Origin of the sequence: Streptoverticillium olivoreticuli subsp. olivoreticuli, from assembly GCF_003391135.1 — a bacterium.
GTDB lineage: Bacteria > Actinomycetota > Actinomycetes > Streptomycetales > Streptomycetaceae > Streptomyces > Streptomyces blastmyceticus.
The window spans coordinates 115,035-139,918 of sequence record NZ_CP031455.1; the positions used below are offsets into that span (position 1 = coordinate 115,035).

Here is a 24,884-nt window from a genome sequence, read left to right on the forward strand (position 1 = left end):
GGACCGGACTTCCACCGGCAGGCGACGACGAGCTTCCGAACAGCAAGAACACCGCTACGTCACGGTGCCACCTCCTGCTCTACTGGGCGCACGAAAGAGGTTCACTGAACCTCTTTCAACCTGTCTCTGCAGGGTGAAACGGGCTGGTCAGAGGGTGTGACGACGCGAGGCTCCTGGTCGTTGCGCTGGTGTTCTCTACCTTTGATCTTGGCCAGTGCTCCGCCGTTTACGGCGGGGGTGAAGGCCATCTCAGGGCTGTTCTGACCCGCGCCGTGTGCACGAGTCCGCAGTGTTGTCCTCAGCCGGCGGGGCGTTGCTGGTTCTCGATGTACTGCTTGACGACGGTCAGCGGTGCCGTCGAGTTCTGACTGCTTTGAGGCGGCGCCGAATTTGTTCAGGGTGCTCGTGACGGATCTGGCCTCGCCGGAGGCGGGCGGGCTGGCGCATCACGAGCTGGAGGAACTCCTCGAAGTCCGGGGCCGTGACCTGCTGCGACAGCTGCTCCAGGAGCATCTGGACCTGAGGGGGCAACACGAGCAAGAGGCCGTGGAAAGGCGACGGCCGTACGTGGTCGGCGCCGATGATCTGCTCCGGCCGCGTCTGGAGAGGGGCCATGGGCGGCTGCTGGCCACGGTGTTCGGAACGGTGACGGTGTCCCGCTGCGCGTGGCGGCGTCTGGAGGTGGCCAACGTGCACCCGGCCGGACGCGGCTCTCTCACTGTCGAGGGGCCGGCACTCGCGCGGCCTGGCTCGCCTCGCGGTCCAGACCGCGATCCGTGTGTCCTACGACGCCGCCGGGGAGGCGATCTGCCGTCGGTGTGGTCCGGTCTTGGGCAAGCGGCAGCTCGCCCGCCTACTCGTCGAGGCCGCCCCGGACATCGACACCTTCTATGATGCGCGGATCGTTCAACCGTGCACCGCTTCCAAGGTGTTGGTGGTTTCCGTCGACGGCAAAGGGATCGTCATGCGGCCCGAGGCGCTGCGGGAAGCCACCCGGCAGGCCGCCGCGCATCGGGAACGAACGTTCCGCACCCGTCTGGCCATCGGAGAGAAGAGCGCCCGGAAGCGGATGGCCACGCTTGGCGCGGTCTACGATGCCGACTCCGCACCGCGCTGCCCGCACGACGTGATCACCCCGCCCGGCGGACGGTCCGCCCACTACATCCCGCAGCCGGGCCCCATCGCCCGGGGCAAGTGGCTGTGCGGTTCGGTCCGCCACGATGCGGAACATGTAGTCCGGAAGGTCTTCGATCACGCTGAAGCCCGCGACCCCCGCCATCGTCGCAGATGGGTGGTCCTGGTCGACGGCGCCCGCCACCAGCTCGATCTGGTCCAGGCCGAAGCCCGCCTCCGCCATGTCGACGTCCACATCGTCATCGACATCATCCACGTCCTGGAAAAGATCTGGGCGGCGTCCTGGTGCTTCCACCGCACCGGCGACAAAGCCACCGAGAACTGGGTCGCCACTCATGCCCTCGCTGTTCTCGCAGGTCATGCCATCGAGGTCGCCGACGCCATCCAGGACCAGGCCGACCACACCGAGCTGAGCAGTGAGCAACACCGCGGCGTGGACGCATGTGTCCGCTACCTGCGGAACAACAACGAGTTCCTCCACTACGACCAGGCCCTCGCCGCCGGCTGGCCGATCGCCACGGGGATCATCGAGGGAGCCGCCCGCCATCTCATCGCCGACCGCCTCGACATCAGCGGTGCCCGTTGGGGCCTCGACGGCGCCGAAGCCGTCCTCAAGCTCCGTGCTGTCGCGGCCAACGGCGACCTCGACGCCTACTGGAAGCATCATCTCGCCCGGGAGCATCAACGCCTCTACCCAGCCTGTGACCAGGGCAGATACGCCCTCACGGCCTGACAGTCACTTCTTTCAGAAAGAGCCGTACCCGGAGGCGAACCCGTGGGAGAGGTCCAGCTCGAAGGGAGAGCCCGGGCGATCCGGGGCCCAGCCTCGCGCGAGCGCGGTGCGAATGTGGTCCGCTACTTCTGAGGGAAGAATCGGGGCGCCCGTTCTGCCGATCCAGTTACTGAAGTGCGGCTGGCCGGTGGTGACCACCAGCGTCGTTCCCGGGCGGTCGGCGTGTCCGACGGCGTAGGTGCAGGGCGTCCAGCACAGTCCCTGGCTGTAAGTGGGCCTGCGGCGCAGCCGCCACCGATAGGTCTCCCCGTCCACGACAATGCGGCGCGAGCCCTTCCTCCCCAATGCCACAGCCCCTCCTCGGATCTCCCCACACGTTAACGCGCGCCCGGCCCGCTGCTGAAACAGGTACTCGCTTCGCTTCCCCGTTCCTCACTCAGAAAGAGCCGCACCCGTCTCGAACCGCGCCAGAGCGAGCACGAAGTGCACCACGACCCGCGAGGGCAGCAGCCGCGCCCGCCGCTGGACGGTCCCGATCTCCTCGGGCACGGCAGTCGATCAGCGCGAAATCTTGGGTCGGCTTCAGCTCGCCGAGGTGCCCCGGTGCGAACACGCCCTCGGCCGCACAGCCTTCACGAGGGATGCACGGACTCATCCTGCGACGGAGACTCCCAGATCAACGGTCTCGGTCGAACACTGATTTGCCGGGGTTCCGTTGCGTGGCTCAAGCCTTCTTGACGAACCGTCCGTTCCTCTGGATCAAAGGCGTTGGGGTTTCCACTCCAACGAATCAGCCTCATCCGCCCACATCACCACATTCGTACGCAGTCAGCTTGCCCCAGCAGCTGATGGTGCATCAGCTTGAGAGCGTGTCAAGGCGTTGCGCTTGGTGCAGCTGGCGCGCCAACCCGGTGCCAGAATCGGCAATACACGCGGCAGCGGCCGCCCGCACTCAGGTGAATCTTGGTAGCGAAGCCTCTGCGGGAGGGATCAAGGTCCTTACTCGCTGCAGCTTCTCCACCAGCCACTTGCATGTGGGCGGCCCTTGGTGTTCGGGCTACTCGGTGAGCCGGGCGGTGTAGGCGAGCAGGGCAGCCTGGACGCGGTTAGCGGCGCCGAGTTTGTTGAAAATGCTGGAGACGTGGGATTTCACGGTGCCTTCGCTCATGAAGAGTTCGGTGGCGATGTCGGCGTTGGACTTGCCCTGTCTGATGCCCTCGAGAACCTGGCGTTCGCGGGGGCTGAGAGTGTGCAGGGCCTGTTGTTGTTCGGCGCTCAGGTGCGGGAGGGCGGTGTAGGAGCGGATCAGGCGCTGGGTGACAGCGGGGGCGAGCATGGCCTCGCCAGCGTGGACGACCCGGATGGCCTGGAGGAGCACTTCGGGGCCGCAGTCCTTGAGCAGAAAGCCGGCTGCGCCTGCCTGCAGGGCGCAGCGTACGTAGTCGTCCTGGCCGAATGTGGTGAGCATGATGACTTTGGGGGGATTGGGGATTTCGGAGCAGATCGCTGTGGTTGCGGTCAGGCCGTCGACGCGGGGCATGCGGATGTCCATCAGGATGACGTCCGGCTGGAGGGAACGTGCGGCTTCGACGGCTTGTGCGCCGTCGGAGACCTGGCCTACCAGGTGGATCTCGTCGGCGATGTCCAGGATCGTGCTGAGTCCTTCCCGGACGATGACGTCGTCGTCGGCCAGCAGAACTTTGATCATTTCTCTCCTTGTGCGGGGAACGGGCTGGACGCCCCGTGGCCCAGGGGAAGTTGGGCCTCGACATGGAACCCGCCCTCGGTGGTGGGTCCCGTGGTGAAGGTTCCGCCGTGTTCGCGGACGCGGCGGCGCAGTCCGGCAAGGCCGTTGCCTCCCCCAGGGATGGCGCGCGCCGGCGTGGCGGTGGGGCCGTTGGTGACCCGGATCAGCAAGGTGCCCGGGGGGTAGCACACTTCGACGGTGATGGGCGCCCCAGGGGCGTGCTTGACGGCGTTGGTCAGAGCTTCCTGGACTACCCGGTAGGCAGTGGCGCGTAGGGCGGTGGGCACTGTGGTGGCCGACTCCTCCCTCGACAGGTTCACCTGGGTGCCGGTGGCTCGGGTGCCGTCCACGAGCCGCTCCAGGGCCCGGACCTCCGGCGGTTCCAGTGGTGCGGACTCATAGTCGTGTCCGGACGGCTGTAGAAAACCGAGAATGCCGCGCAGTTCATCCAGGGCCTGGGTGCCTGATGTGCGGATCAGCTCGGCCCGCTTGGTCACCCACTCCGCACCTTTGTCCGCCCCGAGCTCGAGGGCGCCGGCATGTACGACGACGTGGGTGATCCGGTGCGCGACCACATCGTGCATCTCCCGGGCGATACGGGTGCGCTCCTCAGCCTGGGCCGCCTCGGCCAGCAACTGCTGCTCCCGCTCGAGACGGTCTGTGTATTCCGAGAGCGAGACGATCCGTACGTGCCTGGTGCGTAGGTAGGCGCCCACGATGACCGGGGCGACGACGAAGGCCATAGCCCCGCTGCTGTAGGAGGCAATGTGTAGCACGTCGTAGGGCGGGAAGCCCCTGATCCAGGGGGTGAATGCGTTCACTACTGTCAGCAGGGTGCCCACCGTCCAGGCCGTGCGTACTCTGCCTCGCTGGGCCAGGGTGAATAGTGCCAGCAGCACTGCGGCGGGTGCATAGACGAACCAGTCGCCGATCACCGCCAGTGTGGCTGTCGCGCGTGGTCGGCGCAGTCTGAATGCCATCAGCAGGCCGATAGCCACTGATGCGATGGCGTTGACGGCGAGGTGTTCGGTCAGGAAGCCCGCATGTGGTTCGGCCAGGACCTCGGCGAGGTTATACACGCCCGCGCCGAGTGCGGGCAGGTATTCCGCATGGGTGAATTTCCAGCCGGACCCGATGGAAAGGGAGAACGGCATCTACGACTCCCTTCACACCGTACCGTCGGAAAAACAAGGAACCGCAAAGGGTAGCTCACTGGTGGAAAATATTGCGCCGGGCTGCGGAGCAGCTGCGTGTCAGCCTGGCTGTGAATGGCTGGTTCCAGGCCATCCACGCCCCCGGCAACGGCCGTCGACAGGTCTGGCGGCAGGGCGGTCTTCCGGCGCCGGTCCGGCCTGGGCCAGGCATTTTCCCTGGGAGAGCTGGGGGTGCAGTGCCACTTTCGTCGTACTGCCACCCAACGTAAGGCGGGGGCAGAATCAGCCCCCAGGTCATCCGGGAACCAGCCATCACCCCCAAGAATGGAACGGAGCGCCTGCCGGGCATCCAGTGGGCCCTCTCTCCGGAAAAGGAACTCCCACATCAGAGGCACCAGAAGTCCATAGAAGCTGAACAGTCATGTTGCACAAGCATTCGCCACGGTTCGAAGTTGCACTCCGAAAGCGCTCCGGGCCGGCACCGTATTCGCACTTATCGGACTGCTGTCCGACTGGCGGTACCAGCTCTATTGCTAAGTCTGCCGCTCCATCACCCAGTTTCCATCGCATGTACGCACAGCCTTCACTGATCCCGACCGTTTCCATGTGTCCGGCGACACAGACTCTGCGGGATTCAACAATGCGGCAAACTCCTGCAAGCGGCGCCCAACCGAAAACCAGGCCAGCCCGCCGCCCTACCTGAACGATCCGACGACAGTTACGAGCGCAGGCTCAGTAGCCGCTGCCACGGGCCCTCTCCAAGGCAAGCCATGGACGCACCCCAGGGTTACACATCTCTCGCGACACGGAAGATCGGTTCGTCATTACACATTCACGACAATCGCCAGACCATCAGAGCCCGCCAGACCGTTCAAGGGAATACACGAGGGTAATGCTGACACCCAAGGATATTCGCGCCAAGAAGTTCGAAACCGTGCGACTGCGCGAAGGGTACGACATGAATGACGTCGACGGATTTCTCGATATCATAGAAAATGACATATCTCTTCTAATGCTCAGGGTAGCCGAACTCGAGGGCGGGCTGGAGGCCGGAGAAGAATCGATGAAGGTCTCGGGTGAAGAAATTACTGCCTCCCGCCTGCTCGGTGCCGCCCAAGAGACCGCCGATCGTCTCCTGAGCAGCGCTCGAGAAGAAGCCCGCGAAGTAGTGGAGCAGGCTAACTCCGAGGCAGAAAAAGTCATGCGCAAGGCCAAGGCCAGGGCGGAAGGGATGCGGCAAGCAGCCCAGCGGGACGTTGAGGGCACCCGCCGGCAGGCGGAGGAGGAGTACGCAACAGGGCTGGCAGCACATAATGAAGCCATCACCGAAATCGAACGACGCATCGAAGAGCTGAATTCATTCGCATCTCTCTACCACGTTCGAATGCGGGCTTACATCGAGGCAAGGCTCGGCGAGTTGGAGTTCTTCGATTCTTCCGACCCTGATCATCAGCAGCCCTCCGAGCCGGCCCGGGATTAGCCCACTTACTTCACCTGGCGCACTTCGGAAACCCTGGACTCGCGCGGCAGCCGCAAGAATAAACGGCCCATCTGCCCGACTGCAGGCAGATGAAAAGCCTGAGTCGAATATCCAATCGACGAAGAACGTGATTTTTGATGGCCTGACACCCTTGGCCTGTACGTAAGCGATACCCATTTGTCTACTCAGTGAAATTATTCCATCCTGTCCCGCAGAACAAAAGGGTCTAGCCGGACACACCCTTGGCGCGGGGAAGGGTGGGCGGCCATTCAGTTACTTCGTCGTAGCGGGCGCAGGTTTCGAGGCATCCGTGAGATGCCGACGAGTTGATTGCTGACCTGCCAAAGGGGGGGGAGCTGTAGCCGACCTCCCCAACCTGCTGCTTGTCGTCATACCTGCGGGCGCCGGGAAAGCACTCAGGGCGGAGAAGGCCTGGGCCTGCAGGGCATCGGCAAGCCGGTCTTTGCGGACGTAGCGGGCCGCGACGACACGGCTTTCGCCGGAGGCCCAGGCGATCGGGCTGGTGCCAGCGCCGTCGGGCGGGCTATCACGCCGACGTGATTTATCTGAAAGGGCTCATCAACGCGGGCGCTGGAGCCCCGCCCGGCCGCCTCTAGCTCGCGCTACCCACGACGGGGCGGGGGCCTGCCTCTCTGCCGACGGCCTGGAGACCGTCACGGAGGTAGCAGAGGGGCAGGGGTGCCGGCCCCGCGCAGGAAGGCCGACAGATGTCGACGGGACGTGGTCCGGGTTCGGCGGTCTGATGAAGAGCGACACGCCATGCGGGTCACAACGGAATACGGCAGCGCAGCTCGCGCTCGTTCGTGACGCATGGCGCCGCTGGTATGAGTACGGGAGTGTACTGGGCGTGCGTTGAGGTGAATATGCCGGGAGTCGGCATGGCAGGCGGGCCGCTGGAGAGAGGCACGCCGACGATGGCCGCAGCGTCTTCAAGTACTCGATAGCGGAGGGCTTGCGCAGGTTCCGCCCAGGGACATCGGTGTGGCGCTTCATGTGCCCCCTTGCCTCAGGACGGTGTCAGGGGCCCCTGTGCCAGTGCTGTTGGCGTATCTCATTGATCTGGCGCTGATCTTGTGACGGTGCCGGTCAGGTTCTCATAAGGATCCCGATGCGGAGGAGCTCGGGGTTGGCGCGGCCGTAGCCGGCACGCTTGAGGGTGACTTACCTTCAGCCTGGCCGGAACTCCAGTGGCTGGAGAGCCCAGCGATGACCGCATCCCGGTCGCGTTCCAGGCCATCGGCGAAATGGTGCAGGTGAGGCAGGTCGTCACGACGAACTTACTCGATCCAGCCCGGAAGTCCGTCGCCTCGCCGCTCGTGCATGAGGGCAGCCAAAGTCGCGGACGTGCCGGACGACGGCGTCCAGTTCGGAGCAAGCGGCTCGGATCTCCTTCAGCCCCTGCAGCTCGCCCGGCCGCAGCAGCACCGGGTCGGTCAAGATCCACCTCAGAGCCCGCCGAGGCTTGGGCGGTGTCCACGACAATGGAGGCGGGACAGTGCCGAGCTTGAGCTGTCGGATGTAGGCGTTGACCGTGCTGCGGTCTCCTTTGAATCCCTGGTCACGGACCTCACGGAAGAGCTGGGAAGTATTGCGGCAGCCCTCGCTGTACCGCTGGTAGAGATATGTCTTGCAGTCATCGAGTTTCGTGCGCAGTAGGGTCACTTTGACCAGTCATGTCCCCTGTGGGACACCGTCGGCGAATTCGGCGGTGCTCTATGCGGGGCGAAGGCGCGTGAAGCGTGAGGCGCGTGTTGTGGCGAAGGGTGTTTCGGTCAGCCAGGCGTCGGTACGGACGAGGTTGAGGGCAGCGGCGGTGAGCACGTGCTGGAACCGGGTTTTCTCCAGGCCGATGTAGCGGGTCCGGCGCAGGCCGCAGTGGCGGAGACCCTGTCCGATCGTGCCCTCGATGCCCGCGCGGCGGTTGTAATGCTGCTGCCACTCGGGCGTTTCCTGGAGTTGGCGGACGCGCCGGATCGCCTCGTGCTCGTCGCGCGGGCCCAGGGCGAGCTTGCGGGGAGAGTTGGCGGCGTGGGTGCACTTTGCGCGCACTGGGCAGGGTGCGCAGTGCTGCCGGTCGAAGGTGACGAGGGACTGCACGTAGTCGGGCCTGTGCTGGTGCGGTCGCCAGCCGATGCTGTGGTGGCCCTGGGGGCACGTCACCTGACGGTACTTGTCCCCGTACTCGTCCGAGTGACCCTGGCAAGATTTTCGTGGGCGGAGATCAGCCCGGAAACGTATGGCGCGAACTCCCCGGCACCGGGCATCCTCTTCTTGTGTGGCATCGAACTTCCCTCCCTGCTGCCGCATTTAACAGACGTGATGGTTGTCTCCGTCGACGCGACAGGCCCTGCCGTGATCGTCCATGCTCGTACGCGTGACAAGAGCCCTGCTCGGTGTACGGGCTGCGCCATCACCAACGACTGGGTGCACAGCCGCTACGTACGCCATCTCACCGACAGGGCGATCGGTGGCCAGCCGATGCGCATCGAGCTGAGCGTGCGCCGCCTGTACTGCGAGAACCCGGCCTGCATGAAGGTCACGTTTGCCGAGCAGGTCGACGGACTCACGGCGCGCTACCAGCGCCGTACCCAGCTGTTGCAGGACCTGGTGGAGACGGTCGGTGTCCTGCTTGCCGGGCGGGGCGGTGCTCGGCTCCTGGGGTTGCTGAGCGCGCCGTTGCCGCAGACCAGCGTGCTGTTCCAGCTGATGAGAGTGCCTTTGCCGATCACCGTGACGCCGCGGGGTGCTGGGTGTGGACGATTTCGCACTGTACGCAGAGGTGTACGGCACCCTGCTCGTCGACGATGACACCCGCCTGCCGATCACCTTGTGAGAGAGGCACGATGCCGCCGCACTGGCCGCATGGCTACGAGAGCACCCCGCCCGGGGTGGAGATCGTGTGCCGGGACGGCTCGCTGACCTACCGGCAGGGGATCACCGACGGTGCTCCGGAAGCAGTGCAGGTCAGCGACCTCTTCCACCTCTGGCTGGGGCTCTCGCGACGGGTCCAGGACGTCGCGGTCGCGCACCGCGCCTGTCTGGCAACCGCCGTCCCGCCGCCGGCTGAGCACCACGAGGAGCCACAGCCCTCCGCGGACGCCGGAGTGACGCTGGAGACGACGCGAGCCGGGCGGCACGCAAAACGCCTGTTCGAGGCCGTCCACGAGCGCGCCGGCACGGGCCGCAGCATCCACGCGATCGCCCGTGAGCTCGGACTGAACCGGCGCACCGTGCACAAGTACGCCCGCGCCGAGAGCTGGCAGGAAGTAGTCCGTCGCACCCGGTTCCGCCCGCCCACAGCCCTCGCGCCCTACCTCGACTGCCTGCGGCAACGCTGGGATGAGGGCGAGCACAACGCCAAGACCCTGCACCAGCAACTGACCGCCAAGGGCTATCGCGGGCACTACCAACGCATCAAAACCACCGTCGCACCCTGACGCAGGACGAACGGCATGCCAGCTCCGCAGACACGTGCACCATCCCCCCCTCCAGGTCGCCCGGTGAACGGAATCATCACCCCACCCGAACGGCGGCACCTGGAGGCCCAGGAGCAGCTCCAGCTGCTGTTCAGCTACTGCCCGGAACTGGCACACGTCCACGAACTGATCCGCCAGTTCGCCACCATGGTCGACCAGCGCGACGCCACCGGACTGCCCGGCTAGCTCGGGAAGCTCGCCACCTGCGGACATCCGACCCTGGCGGGTCCGGCAAAGGGCATCCGCGAGGACCAGGACGCGGCGGTCCAGGGCGTCACCACTCCCTACAGCTCCGGGATGAACGAAGGCCGTGTCACAGATGTGAAGCTCCAGAAGCGGATCATGAGTGGCCGCGCTGGCGTCCCGCTACTGCGGCAACGCGTCGTCCTGATCGCACACTTGAGACGCCGCTGCACCAACCGGGCCGCATTCCTGGATTGATCTCCGCCCACGAAAATCTATCCAGAGCCAGCCAAGGCAGTACGCCGACAGGCGCCACCGCCCGCACCACTACTACAGACACCGCGGGGCACTATTCAATGCAGACAGTTCAGCAGCCCACCCGGCTATCTACTCACCCGTCAAATCCAGCATCACGACCGGTCAACGACGCCACACGGGCATCGTCACAAGATGTCCGGCTGCATTGCAAAGCTCCCCGGCCGAAGAGATGAGATATGAACATCTCACTCAACAGCCCGGGAGCCTCGCTTTTTATGGCACCGTCACGCGTCACCCGGTCAGCCGCCGCCCTGAGGATTCATAATCCTTACGGGGGTTTTCTCAGTTTTCGTGACTCCCAGGCGTCATTGAGGAAGATTGAGGTTGACTCGGCACGTCCTCTTGCCCTCTCACAACACCCTCACTGGGCGAAGATGATTCTGGCCGGTGAGTATGCTGCGCTAAGAATCCTGCAGCAAGTGCGAATGCTGAAGGGATGAATAGATAGACCATACTCTGGACGGGTTCAGGAACTTGCCTGTGAAAGATATACGTCTCCAAAACCCACAGGACAAACGAGACTACAGTAGCAGCGGCTCCTGCACCGGCTGCCGCAGAGGTTACTTTTCGCTCCAAGACCGGCATGGTTCGATTACTCATTCCTGCTCCCTTGAGGGTCTGCAATAGGAATCTTCTCAGTCTGTGGTCTATTTTGATAACCTGGCTGACATATCCGAAGTTTCGGAGGAATTCAACCGCACACGACGACTGTGCTCAACGCGCAGAACATGGTCTTCAAGGTAGAGATTATGCTTACCGCGCCGGGCAACTGGGGCGAGGTAGCCGCGGTGGGCCCATTGGCGGATGCATGCGGCGGTCACTCCTGCGGCCTCGGCCGCTTCGGCAGTGGTCAGCAAGCGATGCCGTGGACTGTCTAGCGTGGCGGCCTTCTTGAGTTGGCGACGGCTGAACGATGGAAACTGAGGCATGGGAACTCCTCGCCTGCAAGTCGTATTGATAGCTGTTTGGGCAGCAGCTCGAGATTACGCCTCAGAGTTGCTGGTGCCGAATGAACTGTGAACGTCACACAACTTGACCGTACCGACTTCGGTTAAACCTAAAGAAGCGAATGAAAACCTCTCGAAACTGACCAGCTCGTTAAGTTCGCGCCCCGCACCAAACAGCTTAAAGACTGTCCGTTAACTCGGTACGGGGTTAGCGCGCACTCCGTCCCGGTTTGATGCTGCCGGAAGGAGATCAGGATTCCAGAAACAGTGGCATAGTTCGGCAACGTCTCACGGGCGCAGACCAGTCCAAGATGGCGGGATGACCTTTAGGGCCCGCTGAAGAGCAGTGTGTGCTCGCCTCGCGCTGCCCTGGGGCGTCAAGCCCCAGAACCAGCAGGTTATTTCTCTGCCGACCTTCAGGAGAACCGTTGACCCTGCCGCGATAAGTGATTGATAAAATCTCCCCTTCATTATCAGTAACTCCTCTGGCAACCCATGACGGCAACGGACCAGAATTAATATTCGCAAACCTCCCATTGAAATTTCACCTGGCCCCTGACCGGAGACCTGCCGAACAACTCAGGAACCATCAATGAAGTGACCAATCGGACCTCTTGCTGTACAGAGAACTACCGTCTCCCGCCTCATCACCCGCTTTTCCCTGAAGATCGCATGGGCGTTGTGGACTACATTTTCCAACAAAGCGACTGTTCGAGCCACGGTGAAGGAAGGTAGGGGTTCACGGAGGCTTGGCTGATCCGTGATGTGGGTGATGCGGCCAGTGGGCGGCACAGGACCGGCAGGTAACTGCGCCGTCAGAAAGGCGGATGAGGGAACGGAGGTCGCAGTTAGGACAGGGGGTGGGGAGGGGGCGGGCGGGCTCGTCATAACCAAGGAGGAAGCGGGCACGCTGATAGGCAACCCATGTCACGCTGGCGTCGGTGGCGTCGTCGAGAGTGCGGACAGTCGTCGGGAGCTCGGCTGATAAAGCCTGGCAGAGGTGCTGCAGGAGGGGTCCGGGACGCAGGGGGTGCAGAGGAAGGCTTCCGGGCAAGGTATGAGCGGCCCAGGTGTGGACAGCGTGAACGCAGGTAGTGGCATGGGTAAGGAGGGGCAGTCGCAGGGGCGAAGGGGCTGTGCGATATTTCCAGGGAAGACGAGTGGCCGGGACTTCGGCACTCTTGCAGGGGGAAGAAGGGGATTCGAGATGGAGGCGTACATAGAGGTGGGGAAGGTTGTCGAGGGCCTCGCGGAGGTTGGACAGGCATGCCGGGCAGCAACGCCCTCCGGGGTGAATGGTGCTGGTGAGGGGAGAGGCGCAAAGGAGGCAGTTCTCTTCCACGGTCTGTCCAAGGAATAAGAAGGAGGTTGCAGGCAGGACGGCGAGAGGGTGCCCCTTGCCGAGTGGGGCGGTGGGTATGTGGGAGCAGCGAGGCAAGAAGAAGTCAGCGAAAAGAGGAGCGTTGGAGGCGGTAGGGTCGCAGAGCGGGCCGGCAGAGAAGGCACAGGGGTGGGCTGCTGCAGCGTTGTTCTGGGATGCGGGCTGCATCGCGGCGGTAGTCGGTGAACGAACCGCTAGCACACGGTGGAAGTCACGTCTGCAGGGTTTGGTTTGGATCTTCCGGTCGTGTCGTGGAAGAACGGGGCAGATAGGGCACGGAGCTTTTGCTGGACCTCTGAGTTGCCATAGCTCGTAGCGGGCAGTTTTCCACACCCGGTCCGCACCGGGTCCCATCCATGTTGTGCAGTCGATGCGCCGCCTGCCTCTGTCACTGTGGTCTGCCCGTCGTCCAAGTCGTAAGGCTTCTCGCTGCTAACCGTGCCCAGCCGTCGCGTTGGGCCTGTCCGAAGAGTTGAGTGTGCCTGCGCCGGACTGTCCGCCAGCGCAGAGCCGGTATCAGCAGTCTTCTAGGACGTCCGGGACGGTGACAGGTGGACAGTAGTTGAGGTCAGCTTGCAGGGCAGTGTGGTTATTGATGACGGAGTGTTCGCTGAGGCTGAAGCTGAGGTGATCCAAGGCTTGGAGATGATGTTCGAGGCAGGAGGGGTGGCAGGCGGTGACGGCTGTGCTGGCGACTGTGGGTTGTTGGAGTGCCCAGGTCACAGCGAGTTGGGAGAGAGTCTGCCCTCGCGCCGAGGCTACCTGGCGCAATGCGCGCTGAGAAGGAGCAGGCAGGTCAGCGGGATGGTCTGAGTCGAGGGAGCACGGCACGGGGGGGGAAGAAGGTACTCGATGGGGTAACGGCGGCCCGCTGTGGTGCGGCAGGTGGGCGATGCATCCGGTGCCCGTCTCGGAGAGGATGTCGAGGAGCCCGTCACTGGCCTGAGGGCGGGTGAGGGAAAACGCAGATTGGTGCACGGTCAGCGGCACGCCGTAGGTGTGCAGGAGCGCTGCCAGGGTCCGGGTGGGGGCAGGCGCCCAGGCCGCGACGCCCACATGGAGAGCTTTACCCTGGTACACGGCGTCGGCCAGGGCAGAGGCGGTTTCTGTCAGTGGGATGCGGGGGTCGTAGCGGTACGCGCAGAAGAGGTCCAGGTAGCCTGTGCCCAGGCCAGTGAGCAGGGTATCGAGTGCGCCCGTAAGGTGCTTGCGGGAGTTGAGTCCCAGGTGCTCCGGCCAGGGGAAGCCGTAGGGTGGATGAGCGGACAGAACGATCTCGTCGCGGTGCCGGCGCAGTCGGTACTGCAGCGGCTGCGGCAGTAGGCAAGTTGTATCGCTGGGGCTGGGAGACAGCTGTGGCGCCAGCGTGTAGTGGGTGATACCGCGCTGGAGTGCATGGCGGACGGTGTCGTATCGGGCCGTTCTGTTTTCGCGGCCCTCAGGATCAGGTCCTAGGCGCAGGGTGATGGCAGAGACTTTCAGGCCGCTTTTGCCCAACGGTCTGTATGGCATGACCAGGCCTGCGGTGGGAGATAGGAGAGCCATGCGAGGGGTCCTCTCTGCGGTGGGTGTAGGGGTATGAGGGGGGCCTGTGGAGTGTGCGGGAGTTGAACCCGCGACCGGAGGATTATGAGTCCCCTGCTCTGACCAGCTGAGCTAACACTCCGAGAGGCAATGGGTGCCAGGGTGGCTGAGTCGAGGACGGCTAGCATTCGCATCCGGATGATGGAACAGTCTGGGAGTAGCCGGTGATTTTGCCGGGAGCTGTTCGAGATCAGGTCTCAGAGGATTGCTTTCGTTCTGGCCAGCAACGGTGGGTTCTGTCTTCATCAGTGTCGTTCTGCGTTGTCCGTGCCGGGGGTTGCAGTGCCGGGTACGGTCGTCGAAGTGATGTCGGGCGGGCTGCGGGCCAAGCCCTTTGTGCCCAGGACGGGTTTGATAGGGCACGTTCAGCTTCTCCGTGGTGATCGGTGGGCGCTCGGCCAGCCCTGCGGTGTGTGCGGCAGCTGCGATCGCCCTGTGCTTGGTACGGGTGACTCGGGCGGTCCGCTGGCAGGCGAGGCGTCCTGCCTCGGCCACGGAGTCCGGCAGCCCGGCGAAGTCTCCGCAGTGACAGGCTCTCCCTGCCGGACCGGTGCCTGTCCGCCCCAGTGGCGCGGATTCTTTCCGCACGGTATCCCGGTCACCACCAGATCGGGGACGGTCTGTTTGATCGTCACCTCGGTGCCGGACTGGGACCGTTCTGGATTCCGGCGAACGGTGCTTCGTCACCACGGGTCCGTTCCCGTCCTTCTGGGCTGTCAGGGCGCAGTGATCAGGGTGTCCGGGGCCCAGGGGGAAGTCCCGATGCACGGGCAAGGAGAACGGGTGCGGGAAGAAGGTGCACATCATGGCTCCTCTAGGGGCGGAGAGCCGCCGGGTGGCTGTTCCTGCGGGGTGGCAGCTTGTGTAGTTGCCGGCATTCAGGTCAGGTTGACCACCGCGGGCCCGTCCGGGGTGGTGTAGTGGGCGCGGATGATGCCCCGGGCCACCAACGCAGTGGCGCAGCGCTGGCAAGGGCGGGCCATCCGGGGCTCTCCCGCTGCGTTGATGCGTGCGACATGGATCACCGCGCCGCGTACATGCCGCGCGCGGCGCAGCGCCATCTCTTCGGCGTGAAACGTGGCGTGCTGGAAGTCGATGCCTGGGGAGTTGCGGTAGCGGTTGCAGGAGGAGATCAGGACTCTGCCGCTCTTCGTTACCACGGCACCGACCAGGTACCGGCATCCGGATCGGGCAGCTTGTTTGGCCGCGAGGTCGAGGAATCGGTTCATCACGTAGGCAAGGTGGGAGTCGAACCCACACACCCTGGAAGGGGTAGCGGATTTTAAGTCCGCCGCGTCTGCCGTTCCGCCACTTGCCCCGCTCTGGCCGCATGCACCAGATGTCTTCCGGGGCGCTTACAGTGCCCGGTCTGCGTGTGACTTGGGTGCGGGCGTCGGGCGCGGGCGGGTTGCGTGTTTCCGTGATCGCTCTGTCTGGTGGCTTTCCAGCAGCTTGCGGTACTGGCGGGCATGCGCCTCCCGGGCCCTGGTCAGGACTTCATGCCAGGAGCGGACAGCGGGGCTGCGTTCGAGTATGGTCCGGCGCCGGCGGGGTGTTGTCCCGCCGAAGACCCCATGCGGGATGCGTTGGTCCAGGGCCAGCGCCAGGCATTCAGTACGCACCGAGCAGCGGCTGCAGAGGTCCAGGGCCCGCTGTTCGGTTTTGGATCTCGGGTAGCAGAAGAATGTGCTGATGTCGGCTGGAGCGCAGAGGGCGAACTGCCGCCATTGCGCTTCCTGGTCGTTGTGTTCCCAGGTGGTCAGGTCCACAGCTGCCTCCATAGTTCGAGGGTTGGTATACCGTCCGCCTGCCGTTCGGGTAGCCCCTGGGCCAGTTGGATGCGGACCACGGCGGCGTGCAGTTGGTTGTCCCACTGGCGGGTGGCCTGCCAGTCGTAGTCGTGGTCCAAGAATGATTTCTGCTCGTCGGCCCATCCTTTGATGACCAGTCGGAGGCGCAGCAGCAGTATCCAGCCGTTGGATTTTCCCTGCCCGAATACCGCATGGCCGGGGAAATCTGGTACGCCTTCTGTGTCTCTTCCCCACTCCAGGGCAGGTCGATCCAGTGACCTGGCGGCAGGAATTGACAGAGCCACCACGTGCGTTGACCTGCTGTCGGGTTTTCCGTCCCGGGTGATTCCAGGAGTTCCGGCGCAGAGACGTTTTGCAAGCGAACGGACCGCACAGACCTGTCCGGCTGCGTCTGTGTGCGGGGGGCGAGCTCTCTTCGCCCAGGGGATTCTCACGCTCAGGCTTTCACGGCACTGCAGGGGCAGGGATCTGCAGCGTCCGAACAGCCCTCTTCGGATCCCGCCTGCTCCAAGCCACCGCATCGGGGACGGGGGACACCGGTCGCAAGTATGGAGCAGCAGGCAGAGCGACATGATGCCCACTAGGCCGAGGGACACGAACACGTAGGCGATCATGATTCTTTCCCCGGCCGTTCCTGGCGGGGAGGGGATATGTCCAGCAGCGTGTCTATGCAGTCACCGCCCAGACAGTGACACGTCGCCTGCTGTCGTCGATGGCTCCTGCGCGAGCGAGATATGTATCCCGCCAGCACTATCCCGAGAGCGCCGAGCAGTACCCCTACGCCCATCAGCTCCATCACAGTTGTCCTTCCTTTCCGGTGTCACCGACCAGGCAACCAGCAGCCAAGTGCCGTGAGGCAGGGCCGTGCTGAGATCTCCGGCCGCATGACTCCTGAGGCCAGCAATGCGCGAAGTCCTTGTGCCCTTCGGCGGAGAAGAGGGAGTTTGTGCCTGCAGCACCTATAGCTGGTACCCGCGTGGGGCCGGCCCTCCAGGCGTTGCATGAACAACAGGTTTGTTTTCCCTGGTCATGTGCCGGGGCCATAGCGACGCATTCTGCCTGCAGGACCCCGGTCGGGTTTCCTCAAGACCATCTCAGGATGTAGTGGTACCCGGATCCTGATCCGGCATCCAGCAGCATGTCCCTGGCGGGGCCGGCGGCAGCAGGCCGCTAGTACGTGCTGTGATCGCGCCTGGGAGAACTCTGAGGTTCTCGGCATGCTGTCTTCCATTGACGCACGGTGAAGGCCGTGAGGATTCGTGTGCATCGCAGCCTCGCAAGGAGTCGCGGGGGTCTTCGCGCTTTCATCGTGCACCTCGCCCAGCAGACCGGCAACTGGAACGCGATCCATTACCCACGAACGGCCCACGACACGCGCTCCACTATGCAAGTGCCACAAGGCCGGGCGGACTCCTATCCTGAAGAGAGCCCGCCCATACCGTGCACCGACACCAGGAGAACCGGCATGACTGACGACCTCCAGAAAATCGTCGTGGCCCGCCTTGTCGAACTCGGTACCCCAAGACGTCCTCTCAGCTACCGGGCAGCGGCCGCGCGCGGCCAGGGCCACGTCAGCCATGGCACCATTGGCCGCATCGCCCGTGGCGAACACACCGGGACCCTTGAGGAGGAAACCCTCGATGGCCTCTCGCTCGCCCTCGATCTCCCCCGCACAAACCTCGAGAAAGCCGCTGGCGTCTACCGTGAGCGTCCCGCGGAGCCCTTTGTAATGCCCCCCCGTGCCAGCCGCCTGACACGGCGTGAACGCGAAGCAGTCCTGAACATCATTGACGCCCTGCTCGCCGCAGCAGAACATGCACGACCTGCACAGCCCGCTCTCGCATCACCCAGACGCCTTCTGCGCGCCGAGGAATACGACCTGGTAGCCCACACTCCGGACGGCAGCGGGCGGATCTCCCCAGCAGACATGGAGATTATCCGCCTGCACAAAGAAGAGCAGAAACGCAACACGAAGCGGACCCGCCGCCAAGGCTGACTCAGAGTTCTGGTGCTCACGTGCATGCGGGCCACGGTGTTGCGGCGATACCCGGCTGTGCCATCGCGCCGCGACGAAGCTCCGGCTGGGGCAGGTGGGCGTCCAGGTTACGTTGCCGAACCGAAGCTTCGATGTGCCTCCGTCGCCTGATCAGGCCGCTGGCCCGTCAGCACCCGGGAGCTTCCAGAGCCCGTGGACTGGATGGGGGCCCTGATGATCTACGCCGGCTGATGCAGCTGGCGTCATTGTCTGGTGCTGGCAGTACTGGCTGCAGCCTGTACGGTCCTGGCAGCCTCCTGTTTCCTGTGCCGCTGTCGGCCAGGATCCCATGAGTGCACCGCCCGGCAACTTACCCGCCCCGGGCCCCGATAAGGCCGGGTTTTCGAGCATGCGGCCGGGTGCCCAGCGCCCCGTCATCCGTCGTGCCCTGTTCGCCGTCCACCCCAGGCGGCCTTGCCGACCCGCCTCGGATGCCCCTTGCCCATGGCCCTCTGCCAGCGCCGGGCGCAGACGATTGCCCAGTTGTGCGCGCTGGACAAGGCCAACGGGATCACGTACTTCGCGGCCCTGCTGGCGCCGTCCGCCCCAGGGCGGGTGGTACTGACGGCGGGGCTGCTCCCTGCCTCAGCCGAGCATGCCAGATTCCCGGCGGAGGACGTGCACGAGGGCCGTCTGCTGGTGGGCAGGGCCAACCAGCCCCGTCTGTTCCACGGCTGCGGATACTGCAGCGGAGAACGTGGCCGCACACCGCTATGACCGGGCGAAATACCTCTCGGAAGCCGTGCAGGTCAGGAAGCCCCATAGTGCACAGGGATTCCTTGATGTAGTTTACGCAAGAAGAATTCCCTGACTCCCACACCCCCATCCGGAGAAATCGATCCGATTTTGACTCATTTTCCGGGAACGCCAGAAATTCGGTCACGAATTTCTGGCGCATACTTTTTAGCAAGCCGACGAAGAGACGAGGACCCGAGGATACCGCCAGCATCATCATCAGAATATCCCAGGGTTCCCTGGCGGCGAGAATACACTTCCCGCACCTTCGTGCCGAATTTGTCACCATCAGCAGAAAAATCAGCTCTCCGATCTCTTCTGAAAGGGCACTGCGCACGATACAGGTATCGTCCGGGCCATCCCGCGTCGGACAAGATCCACAGCTTTCCGCCTCCCCCACGATCCGGCCTGGTAGGAATTATAGTTTTAGCCGGGTCACCCAGGCGGGCGGAAAAATAGCGCCGTAACTTATTCACATCGAGGGATGGGGCGATCTCCCGATCCGTTTATTCGTTGTGGCCGATTACAGAATCGGCTCACCAGCCATGATTACGGAAGATAACTGTGGTGTAACGTACGGCCGCGTCATACCGGACTTCCGGGTGAGGACCGTCTCGGGCTCCTTGATTTTCTATTTCAATGCCGTAAAATTGAATCTTTCCATCCGCCGCCTCGCCGCCTGGGAAGCGAGGCGCCCCGATTCAACAATGACCGTACCAAGCACACTGCCCCCACCTGCGCGGCCAGCCCACCATTACCTATGGCATAGGGATTCGCATCCTTCCCAAGGAATGCGTGGCATACGAGACCAGGAAGCCCGCTGCCACCGTTATGGCAATAGTTAGCCACGCCAGAGCCGACACCTGCAGCGTGGTGGATTATCGCATCATTAACGGGCCCCGGGGGTCGTTAATATTTCAATTGCGCGCACACCAAGATCGAAATCCCCTAACATTACACCCCGCCACGAAGGACCTCAACGAAGGATCGGAGGCAGGGGGAGACTCCGACTTTCACCTTCCTTAAAATACAGACGGACGGAATGACCATAGAATGATCGCACCGTACGTGCGGAACTGATTTTCAGCACTTGTAAGCCTGTCGAGTGAATAACGAACACGGATCAGCGCGTGTCAATACCCGTCATCCCAGCCAGCCCCTTTTAATTATGCATGAGCAGGCAAGACTTCCCGTCCACCGCGAGAAGGCGTGCGATCACATGAGCGCATACGATCCAGAATGGGAGCTACGTAATCTCGGAATCCCTATCCACTATATGCAACTCCGAGACATGCTTGCAGTCTGGGACGCCGAAAGCAACAAGGTCTACTGCGCAATGGGTCTTGGGCCAGTTCAGAAACGATGTGCTCTGGCACACGAAGTCGCACACATCATGCTCGGGCATCATCGTTGTGCACATGGGGGCGGCGCAGCAGCAGTTTCCACTCTGGCTCAGGAACGGGATGCAGAAATCTGGGCAGCCCGTAAGTTGGTCACAGTAGTAGAACTCGCGGTCGCACGTGACTCTGGATTGCCTAATCGCATCATCGCCCAGGAGCTCGGCGTTACAGAACGCATTTATCATGCCCGGCTCCTCGCAGACGAAGAGGACGAGCAACGCTGGCTTGCCCGAGCATAGAACGGGTCATGAACGGATCATACAAGAGGATCCCGCAGAGCGACTTCGACTGATCCACGCCATTCGCTTTGTGCCCCTGCCAAGGGCTTCGAGACAGCGCCCGAAATACGGTTGCGGAATAGGACATGGTGCACTCAACCGATCAGCGCAATACCCACGTGGTGAAGTACGTGCTGCATCGCGCGGTTGAAGCGTCCAGGCGTGTCGGACATACAGAACCGTGAGTTGTGGGTTTGCTGGAAAGCCAGAGAGTTGAACGGTGACCCTTTTCATCCTGCCCTGTAGGGGTGAAGCATGCAGGTCAGGTTGGGTGACATGGTGGAACCCCTCGCCGTTGGGGCAGTTATTGCACTCATCGCCCCCCGGACGATGAGTGCCTCGTCAAGCGAGGCAGGCGGTTCGGGGTTCACAGAAGGCACAGTCACGGAGTGTCGCGAAGAGCACGCTGATGCGGTGCCGGATGAGACGGAGTGAACCTCCTTCATCCTGAATAGTCACTGGTCAGCGTGTGGACGGTTTGGACGGTGTGGCTGATGCGGTTGGCCGAGTATCTGGTCCTGCGGAGGATGCGCCATGTCTTGAGTCGGGCGGAGGCATGTTCGCCCGGTGCCCGGAGGCGGGCATGGGCACGGTTGAACCGTTGGTAGTGGTCGGGGAGTTCGCGGTGTCCGTAGCAGGGGGTGCGGATGGTGGCGTCGGCGCTTGGGTAGGCGCGGCCGGCCAGGACGGGGATGTGGCGCGTGAGGCAGGCCTGGGCGATGCGGTGGGCCCGGGCCGCGGTCAGGTCGTGGGTGCGGCCGGGCAGCGCTCGGGAGAACCACAGGGGTGTTCCGTCCGGGCGGGTAATGACCTGCGCGTTCATCCCGTGCTTCGTGTGTTTCTGGCTGTAGTACAGCTTGTCCGCGGCGATGCGGTCGGGGGGTCAGGGTGCCGTCAACGATGACAGAGTCGCCCTCACCCAGCCCGGCCAGGGCTTCGCGGAGACCAGGTGCCCATGCGGTGAGAACCTCGAGCGTCTCGTCGACGTACCGCCAGGCCGTAACCTCCCGACACCCCGAAACCAGCCCCACCCTGGCGGGTCGCGGATGCTGCGTATCCTTCACGTCACGCTCTCTTTGAATCAGCCCTGCGTACCCGGGACCGTGATCAGCAGTGCGTGCCGACGTTTCGAGAGTCCTTTCAGGGACGCTCGAAGGGGTACGAGGGCTCCACCGCGTTCCCCTCGTTGCCCCAGTATTCTTCTTTCTTTCGCCAGTCTTTCGGCGTGCTGTATCTCGAGGAGCCAGGAGCTTTCTTGGCCTTATAGCCGATGAGGCCGTCATAGCGAGAACCGAGATCAGCGAATGGGTCATACTCCCCTTCCGGATTCTCCATGATATTCCGCAGTACGGGGAATCCGAGATGCCAGGTCTTGATGCTCAGCCGGACCAGACGCTCCTCGGGAAGATCCAGTTGCCCGTCGTCTTTGACGTTCACCGGGAAGGGCTGTTCATCGAGATCGAGAATGAGCTGTGTGCGCCATGCGCTGACGAGACTTCCGGATGGGATCTTGAATGGTGCGACCCATTCGCATTGGCTGGCGGCAAAGGCATGTTCTTTGGCCGTGCAGTACAGCTTGCGGCGGCCCTCCAGAAGGTTTTCCTCAACGCTGATGAAGTAGCGGCTGGGAACCAGGCGGTACAGCCACATTTCCTGGGAGTAGACCTTGGCCTGTTCCGTTTTCCAGCCGTGTGTTTCGTTGCGCTGCATGATCTTGAGCATTTCCAGCGCACCGACGATTGAGCTGCTGGTGCTGATGAATCCGGTACGTCCTCGGTGAGTGCCTCGGACGTGTCCAGCCAGGTCATAGGTTGTGCCTGTCGTGGCGGTTCCGGTCTCCGGATCAGTCCATGTGGTCGTGAACCCTTCGGGGAAGATGATGTCAGGATCACGTCGGTCGAATCGGTACAGCATCGGCGGCAGGGGGCGTGTGCGTAAGTATGGGAATACTCGGGCGCGGACGAGGCCCTGCTTGTCACGGGTGGCGTCGCCCTGGTTCGGCTTGTCCGCGGTGGCGAGAGGCATGCTGGTCACGGGGTACTCCTCATGCTGACGGCTGCCGCTGCAGGGACGGACGGCTGGGGCAATAATGCGAAGGCGACCTTGTTATGCGGGGTTCTGGCCGCAAGCAGCAGGTGGGAGGTACTGCTGGTGTAGGACAGGTCCAGCTCCGTGAAAGTGGGCACCAGGGCACGGGGCATGTTGACGAGGTCGATCCCGAACATGCCTGCCACGGCGTCGAGACCAAGGCCGGGGGTATCGGTCCAGCGTGCGGTCAGCTGGGTGCCGAGATCGCTGCGGGACAGGTCGGTCACCAGTCGCATGACACCGCCGTCAGTCTCCTCGTCCGGGGGCAGGACAAGTGTCATGTCGGCCGTGAAGCCACCGGAAGCGCCTGCCTCACCATGGGCGGCGGCCAAATGCGCACGGAGTTCGACCGCGGCGGGCAGCGTGCCAAGCAGTGTCTCCGCACCCAGGATCAGCTGACAGCTGATCGGCTGAGTGGCTGCGTCAAGGGCGAGAGTGTGCAGTCTGAGGTCGGTGAAGCACGCAGGGATGGCAAACCCTCGTTGCCTAAGCCCTGATCCACCGACGTGGTTTGGGGAGTGATCTTGTGACCGGTTTCGAGCCGGTTTGAGGTCGGTGGTTGGGCATGGGCAGGTTGTAGTCGCTGGTCTGCCCAGCTTTTCCACGGGTTCGGTTCCGGTTGGGCCCTGGCGGTGGGCGGGTCGGGTAGGGGCTGGTCGTGTCAGCCGGGTGGGCCGTGGACGGTGTCGAAGAGGTGTGTCCAGGCATGCTGCCAGGGCCAGTTGTGCGGCAGGTGCAGGGTGATGCGTCGTGCGGAGCGGGCGATCCGGGCCGGAACCTGGACCAGGTGGGTGCGGAGAGTGGCGGTGGTGGCCTTGGCGTGGAAGGCGGAGGCCAGTGCGCCGGCCGCCCGCAGCAGGTTGCAGGTCATCGCCCACAGGGTCAGCCAGGCGGAGTTGGCATGGAAGTGTCCCGAGGGCAGGTGGGCCAGGGCGGAGGCTTTGCTGTCGGCGATGACCTGTTCGACGACGGCGTGGTGGCGGTGTTCTTGCTCGGCCTGGAGGGTCCGGGCGGGATTGTCGGTGAAGAACGGGTGGTAGCGCCAGACGGGGAACAACTCGCCCTGCTCGCCCACGGTGGCGGGTTTGGCGAGGTCACGGACCCGGCGCACGATCAGCCGGGCCGTGACCCGCGAGGCTTTCCTGCGGCTGACGAAGGCGGCGTAGACGGGTATCTCGGCGACTTCGGCGTCCGGGATGAGGTCGCCGGTCTCCGGGTCGGGCACTGCGGTCGGGTAGGTGATCTGCTGCCAGGCGGTGTCGGGGATGCTGTGGATGGCCCGTTTGATGGAGGGGTTCATGCCGGTGGTGACCGAGAAGTGGGCGCCGGCCCGGCGGCAGGCGGCGATGACACCGGCGTTGTAGAACTGCGAGTCCGCGCGCAGGATGCGCATGCCGGTGCAGCCGGCCTCGACGGCGGTGGCCAGGGCCTCGCTGACGAGTTTCGGGGCGCCGCGGGAGTCGGCGGCTTTGCCGCGGCGCATCCGCACGGTGGCGATCACCGGCCGGGAGGCGGGGGTGCAGATCGTGGCGAGCAGGGGGTGCAGGGTGCGGATGCCTTTGAACCGGCCGTACTCGGCACCCTGCTTGGCCCGGCCGTAGACGCGTTTGTGGGTGGAATCGACATCGATGAATGCCTTCTCGTCGGAGCCGGGCAGCAGCGGGGTGTGCGCGGCCAGTTCCGCGAGGAACCTGCGGTGGACAGCGTGGAGTTGGAGGGCATGGCCATGGGTGAAGGAGCGGAGGAAGGTGCCCAGGGTGGACGGGGCACGGATCCCTCGGAACACGGTCGGCATCGCGCCGTGGCGCAGCGCGCCCAGGTCGTCGATGCTGTCGGCCCCTGCGGCCATGCCGGCCACGATGCTGGTGACCTTGGCGTCCGCCGCCGCACCCGCGCCGTTCTTCGCCCCGGTCAGCCTCACCTTCTCCGTCACCAGCCGGGGCAGACCGCACCGCCCGGCCAGTCGCATCACCGGGACCAGCCCGGCATGCGCGATCAGATTCGGGTCATCGAACACGGCGGAGACCGCCGCTGGCGTGTGGGAAACTTGCATCTCGGAAGTGCCTTGCTGATTATGCGTGCTGGAAGCCTGAAGAACTCCCATCATTGCAGGTCACAAGGCACTTTCTTGTTTTCCAAGACGTTATCCACAAGGCGTCCGGCGGTGGATCAAGGCTTAGTGGCCGCAGGACGAGGGCTTCTCTCCTGACTCCGGCGGCCCGCCTTCCGAGGAGGAACGCACTGCGCCCAGAACGGGATCTTCTGGAAGGTATTTATTGACCAAGCGGAGCAGCAAGACAGTCAATACGCCAATAAGAGGGGAAGCGATTTCTAAGTAGACATTACTCATGATTGACCTTTCCGGAATGCCAGCCAACA

18 protein-coding genes, 2 tRNA genes and 3 pseudogenes are annotated in these 24,884 nt (G+C 63.7%); 7 read left to right on the forward strand and 16 right to left on the reverse strand.

Annotated features, from left to right (window positions below; all coding sequences use genetic code 11):
• The first annotated feature begins 351 nt into the window (after nucleotides 1-351).
• Nucleotides 352-1,867: pseudogene (locus tag DXZ73_RS00445) on the forward strand (ISKra4 family transposase).
• Nucleotides 1,868-1,879: 12 nt separating this feature from the next.
• Here the strand turns inward: DXZ73_RS00445 and DXZ73_RS00450 are convergent.
• The 4 genes and pseudogenes from DXZ73_RS00450 to DXZ73_RS00465 form a co-directional block, all read right to left on the reverse strand.
• Entirely contained in the window at nucleotides 1,880-2,218 is a 339-nt protein-coding gene (locus DXZ73_RS00450) for a hypothetical protein (protein WP_116209079.1), read from the reverse strand.
• A gap of 108 nt (nucleotides 2,219-2,326) precedes the next feature.
• Nucleotides 2,327-2,522: pseudogene (locus DXZ73_RS40400) on the reverse strand (transposase domain-containing protein); the annotation flags it as partial.
• A gap of 402 nt (nucleotides 2,523-2,924) precedes the next feature.
• A complete protein-coding gene (locus DXZ73_RS00460; RefSeq protein WP_116209082.1) occupies nucleotides 2,925-3,575 on the reverse strand; it encodes a response regulator in 651 nt (216 codons plus the stop codon).
• Nucleotides 3,572-4,768, reverse strand: coding sequence for a sensor histidine kinase (locus DXZ73_RS00465; RefSeq protein WP_116209084.1), 1,197 nt, complete (start codon nucleotides 4,766-4,768; stop codon nucleotides 3,572-3,574). Before DXZ73_RS00465 ends, DXZ73_RS00460 begins: the two co-directional genes overlap by 4 nt.
• Before the next feature lie 892 nt (nucleotides 4,769-5,660).
• Between DXZ73_RS00465 and DXZ73_RS00470 the strand changes: the two genes are divergently transcribed.
• Nucleotides 5,661-6,248: a DivIVA domain-containing protein gene (locus DXZ73_RS00470; protein ID WP_116209085.1), complete on the forward strand. Its 588-nt coding sequence runs from the start codon at nucleotides 5,661-5,663 to the stop codon at nucleotides 6,246-6,248.
• 1,734 nt (nucleotides 6,249-7,982) lie between these two features.
• Here DXZ73_RS00470 and DXZ73_RS00475 read toward each other — a convergent pair.
• Nucleotides 7,983-8,429 carry a transposase gene (locus tag DXZ73_RS00475; RefSeq protein ID WP_162889909.1) on the reverse strand — a complete coding sequence of 149 codons (447 nt, stop codon included), beginning with the start codon at nucleotides 8,427-8,429 and terminating at the stop codon, nucleotides 7,983-7,985.
• A gap of 30 nt (nucleotides 8,430-8,459) precedes the next feature.
• On the opposite strand from DXZ73_RS00475, the gene DXZ73_RS38985 reads away from it, so the two are divergent.
• The 3 genes from DXZ73_RS38985 to DXZ73_RS38995 all read left to right on the forward strand — a co-directional run bounded on the left by DXZ73_RS38985 (nucleotide 8,460) and on the right by DXZ73_RS38995 (nucleotide 9,931).
• Nucleotides 8,460-9,077: a transposase family protein gene (locus DXZ73_RS38985; protein ID WP_162889910.1), complete on the forward strand. Its 618-nt coding sequence runs from the start codon at nucleotides 8,460-8,462 to the stop codon at nucleotides 9,075-9,077.
• Between the two features lie 35 nt (nucleotides 9,078-9,112).
• Nucleotides 9,113-9,706 carry a terminase gpP N-terminus-related DNA-binding protein gene (locus DXZ73_RS38990; RefSeq protein WP_240351022.1) on the forward strand — a complete coding sequence of 198 codons (594 nt, stop codon included), beginning with the start codon at nucleotides 9,113-9,115 and terminating at the stop codon, nucleotides 9,704-9,706.
• A 63-nt stretch (nucleotides 9,707-9,769) separates the two neighbouring features.
• Entirely contained in the window at nucleotides 9,770-9,931 is a 162-nt protein-coding gene (locus DXZ73_RS38995) for a hypothetical protein (RefSeq protein WP_240351023.1), read from the forward strand.
• A 962-nt stretch (nucleotides 9,932-10,893) separates the two neighbouring features.
• Here DXZ73_RS38995 and DXZ73_RS00485 read toward each other — a convergent pair.
• From DXZ73_RS00485 to DXZ73_RS37760, 7 genes are all read right to left on the reverse strand, one after another.
• Nucleotides 10,894-11,175 carry a MerR family transcriptional regulator gene (locus DXZ73_RS00485; RefSeq protein WP_116209089.1) on the reverse strand — a complete coding sequence of 94 codons (282 nt, stop codon included), beginning with the start codon at nucleotides 11,173-11,175 and terminating at the stop codon, nucleotides 10,894-10,896.
• A gap of 1,915 nt (nucleotides 11,176-13,090) precedes the next feature.
• Nucleotides 13,091-14,119, reverse strand: a complete 1,029-nt coding sequence (locus tag DXZ73_RS40405) for an aldo/keto reductase (protein WP_116209090.1) — start codon at nucleotides 14,117-14,119, stop codon at nucleotides 13,091-13,093.
• A 47-nt stretch (nucleotides 14,120-14,166) separates the two neighbouring features.
• A tRNA-Ile gene (locus DXZ73_RS00495) sits at nucleotides 14,167-14,240 on the reverse strand.
• A 796-nt stretch (nucleotides 14,241-15,036) separates the two neighbouring features.
• Complete coding sequence (locus tag DXZ73_RS00500) at nucleotides 15,037-15,387, reverse strand: hypothetical protein (RefSeq protein ID WP_116209092.1); 351 nt, start codon at nucleotides 15,385-15,387, stop codon at nucleotides 15,037-15,039.
• A 4-nt stretch (nucleotides 15,388-15,391) separates the two neighbouring features.
• Nucleotides 15,392-15,476 (reverse strand) — tRNA-Leu (locus tag DXZ73_RS00505).
• 37 nt (nucleotides 15,477-15,513) lie between these two features.
• The gene (locus DXZ73_RS00510) at nucleotides 15,514-15,927 is read right to left on the reverse strand and encodes a WhiB family transcriptional regulator (protein WP_205519065.1); all 414 of its coding nucleotides are present in this window, start codon (nucleotides 15,925-15,927) and stop codon (nucleotides 15,514-15,516) included.
• Nucleotides 15,918-16,067 carry a hypothetical protein gene (locus tag DXZ73_RS37760; RefSeq protein WP_162889913.1) on the reverse strand — a complete coding sequence of 50 codons (150 nt, stop codon included), beginning with the start codon at nucleotides 16,065-16,067 and terminating at the stop codon, nucleotides 15,918-15,920. Before DXZ73_RS37760 ends, DXZ73_RS00510 begins: the two co-directional genes overlap by 10 nt.
• 1,367 nt (nucleotides 16,068-17,434) lie before the next feature.
• On the opposite strand from DXZ73_RS37760, the gene DXZ73_RS37765 reads away from it, so the two are divergent.
• On the forward strand, nucleotides 17,435-17,965 hold the full coding sequence (locus DXZ73_RS37765) for a hypothetical protein (RefSeq protein WP_162889914.1): 531 nt from the start codon (nucleotides 17,435-17,437) through the stop codon (nucleotides 17,963-17,965).
• A 1,993-nt stretch (nucleotides 17,966-19,958) separates the two neighbouring features.
• Nucleotides 19,959-20,378 carry an ImmA/IrrE family metallo-endopeptidase gene (locus DXZ73_RS00520; protein WP_162889915.1) on the forward strand — a complete coding sequence of 140 codons (420 nt, stop codon included), beginning with the start codon at nucleotides 19,959-19,961 and terminating at the stop codon, nucleotides 20,376-20,378.
• A 481-nt stretch (nucleotides 20,379-20,859) separates the two neighbouring features.
• Here DXZ73_RS00520 and DXZ73_RS00525 read toward each other — a convergent pair.
• From DXZ73_RS00525 to DXZ73_RS00540, 4 genes and pseudogenes are all read right to left on the reverse strand, one after another.
• Nucleotides 20,860-21,452, reverse strand: a pseudogene (locus DXZ73_RS00525) (transposase family protein); the annotation flags it as partial.
• Between the two features lie 105 nt (nucleotides 21,453-21,557).
• A complete protein-coding gene (locus tag DXZ73_RS00530; RefSeq protein ID WP_116209100.1) occupies nucleotides 21,558-22,451 on the reverse strand; it encodes a hypothetical protein in 894 nt (297 codons plus the stop codon).
• Complete coding sequence (locus DXZ73_RS00535; RefSeq protein WP_116209102.1) at nucleotides 22,448-22,786, reverse strand: hypothetical protein; 339 nt, start codon at nucleotides 22,784-22,786, stop codon at nucleotides 22,448-22,450. Before DXZ73_RS00535 ends, DXZ73_RS00530 begins: the two co-directional genes overlap by 4 nt.
• A 380-nt stretch (nucleotides 22,787-23,166) precedes the next feature.
• Nucleotides 23,167-24,558, reverse strand: a complete 1,392-nt coding sequence (locus DXZ73_RS00540) for an IS1380 family transposase (protein WP_116209103.1) — start codon at nucleotides 24,556-24,558, stop codon at nucleotides 23,167-23,169.
• Between the last annotated feature and the right edge of the window lie 326 nt (nucleotides 24,559-24,884).

Coding starts and splice junctions, on each gene's coding strand:
- DXZ73_RS00460 (WP_116209082.1), bottom strand. CDS start 3,575: ATGATCAAAGTTCTGCTGGCCGACGACGACGTCATCGTCCGGGAAGGA.
- DXZ73_RS00465 (WP_116209084.1), bottom strand. CDS start 4,768: ATGCCGTTCTCCCTTTCCATCGGGTCCGGCTGGAAATTCACCCATGCG.
- DXZ73_RS00470 (WP_116209085.1), top strand. CDS start 5,661: ATGCTGACACCCAAGGATATTCGCGCCAAGAAGTTCGAAACCGTGCGA.
- DXZ73_RS38990 (WP_240351022.1), top strand. CDS start 9,113: ATGCCGCCGCACTGGCCGCATGGCTACGAGAGCACCCCGCCCGGGGTG.
- DXZ73_RS00485 (WP_116209089.1), bottom strand. CDS start 11,175: ATGCCTCAGTTTCCATCGTTCAGCCGTCGCCAACTCAAGAAGGCCGCC.
- DXZ73_RS40405 (WP_116209090.1), bottom strand. CDS start 14,119: ATGGCTCTCCTATCTCCCACCGCAGGCCTGGTCATGCCATACAGACCG.
- DXZ73_RS00500 (WP_116209092.1), bottom strand. CDS start 15,387: ATGAACCGATTCCTCGACCTCGCGGCCAAACAAGCTGCCCGATCCGGA.
- DXZ73_RS37765 (WP_162889914.1), top strand. CDS start 17,435: ATGACTGACGACCTCCAGAAAATCGTCGTGGCCCGCCTTGTCGAACTC.
- DXZ73_RS00520 (WP_162889915.1), top strand. CDS start 19,959: ATGAGCGCATACGATCCAGAATGGGAGCTACGTAATCTCGGAATCCCT.
- DXZ73_RS00535 (WP_116209102.1), bottom strand. CDS start 22,786: ATGACACTTGTCCTGCCCCCGGACGAGGAGACTGACGGCGGTGTCATG.
- DXZ73_RS00540 (WP_116209103.1), bottom strand. CDS start 24,558: ATGCAAGTTTCCCACACGCCAGCGGCGGTCTCCGCCGTGTTCGATGAC.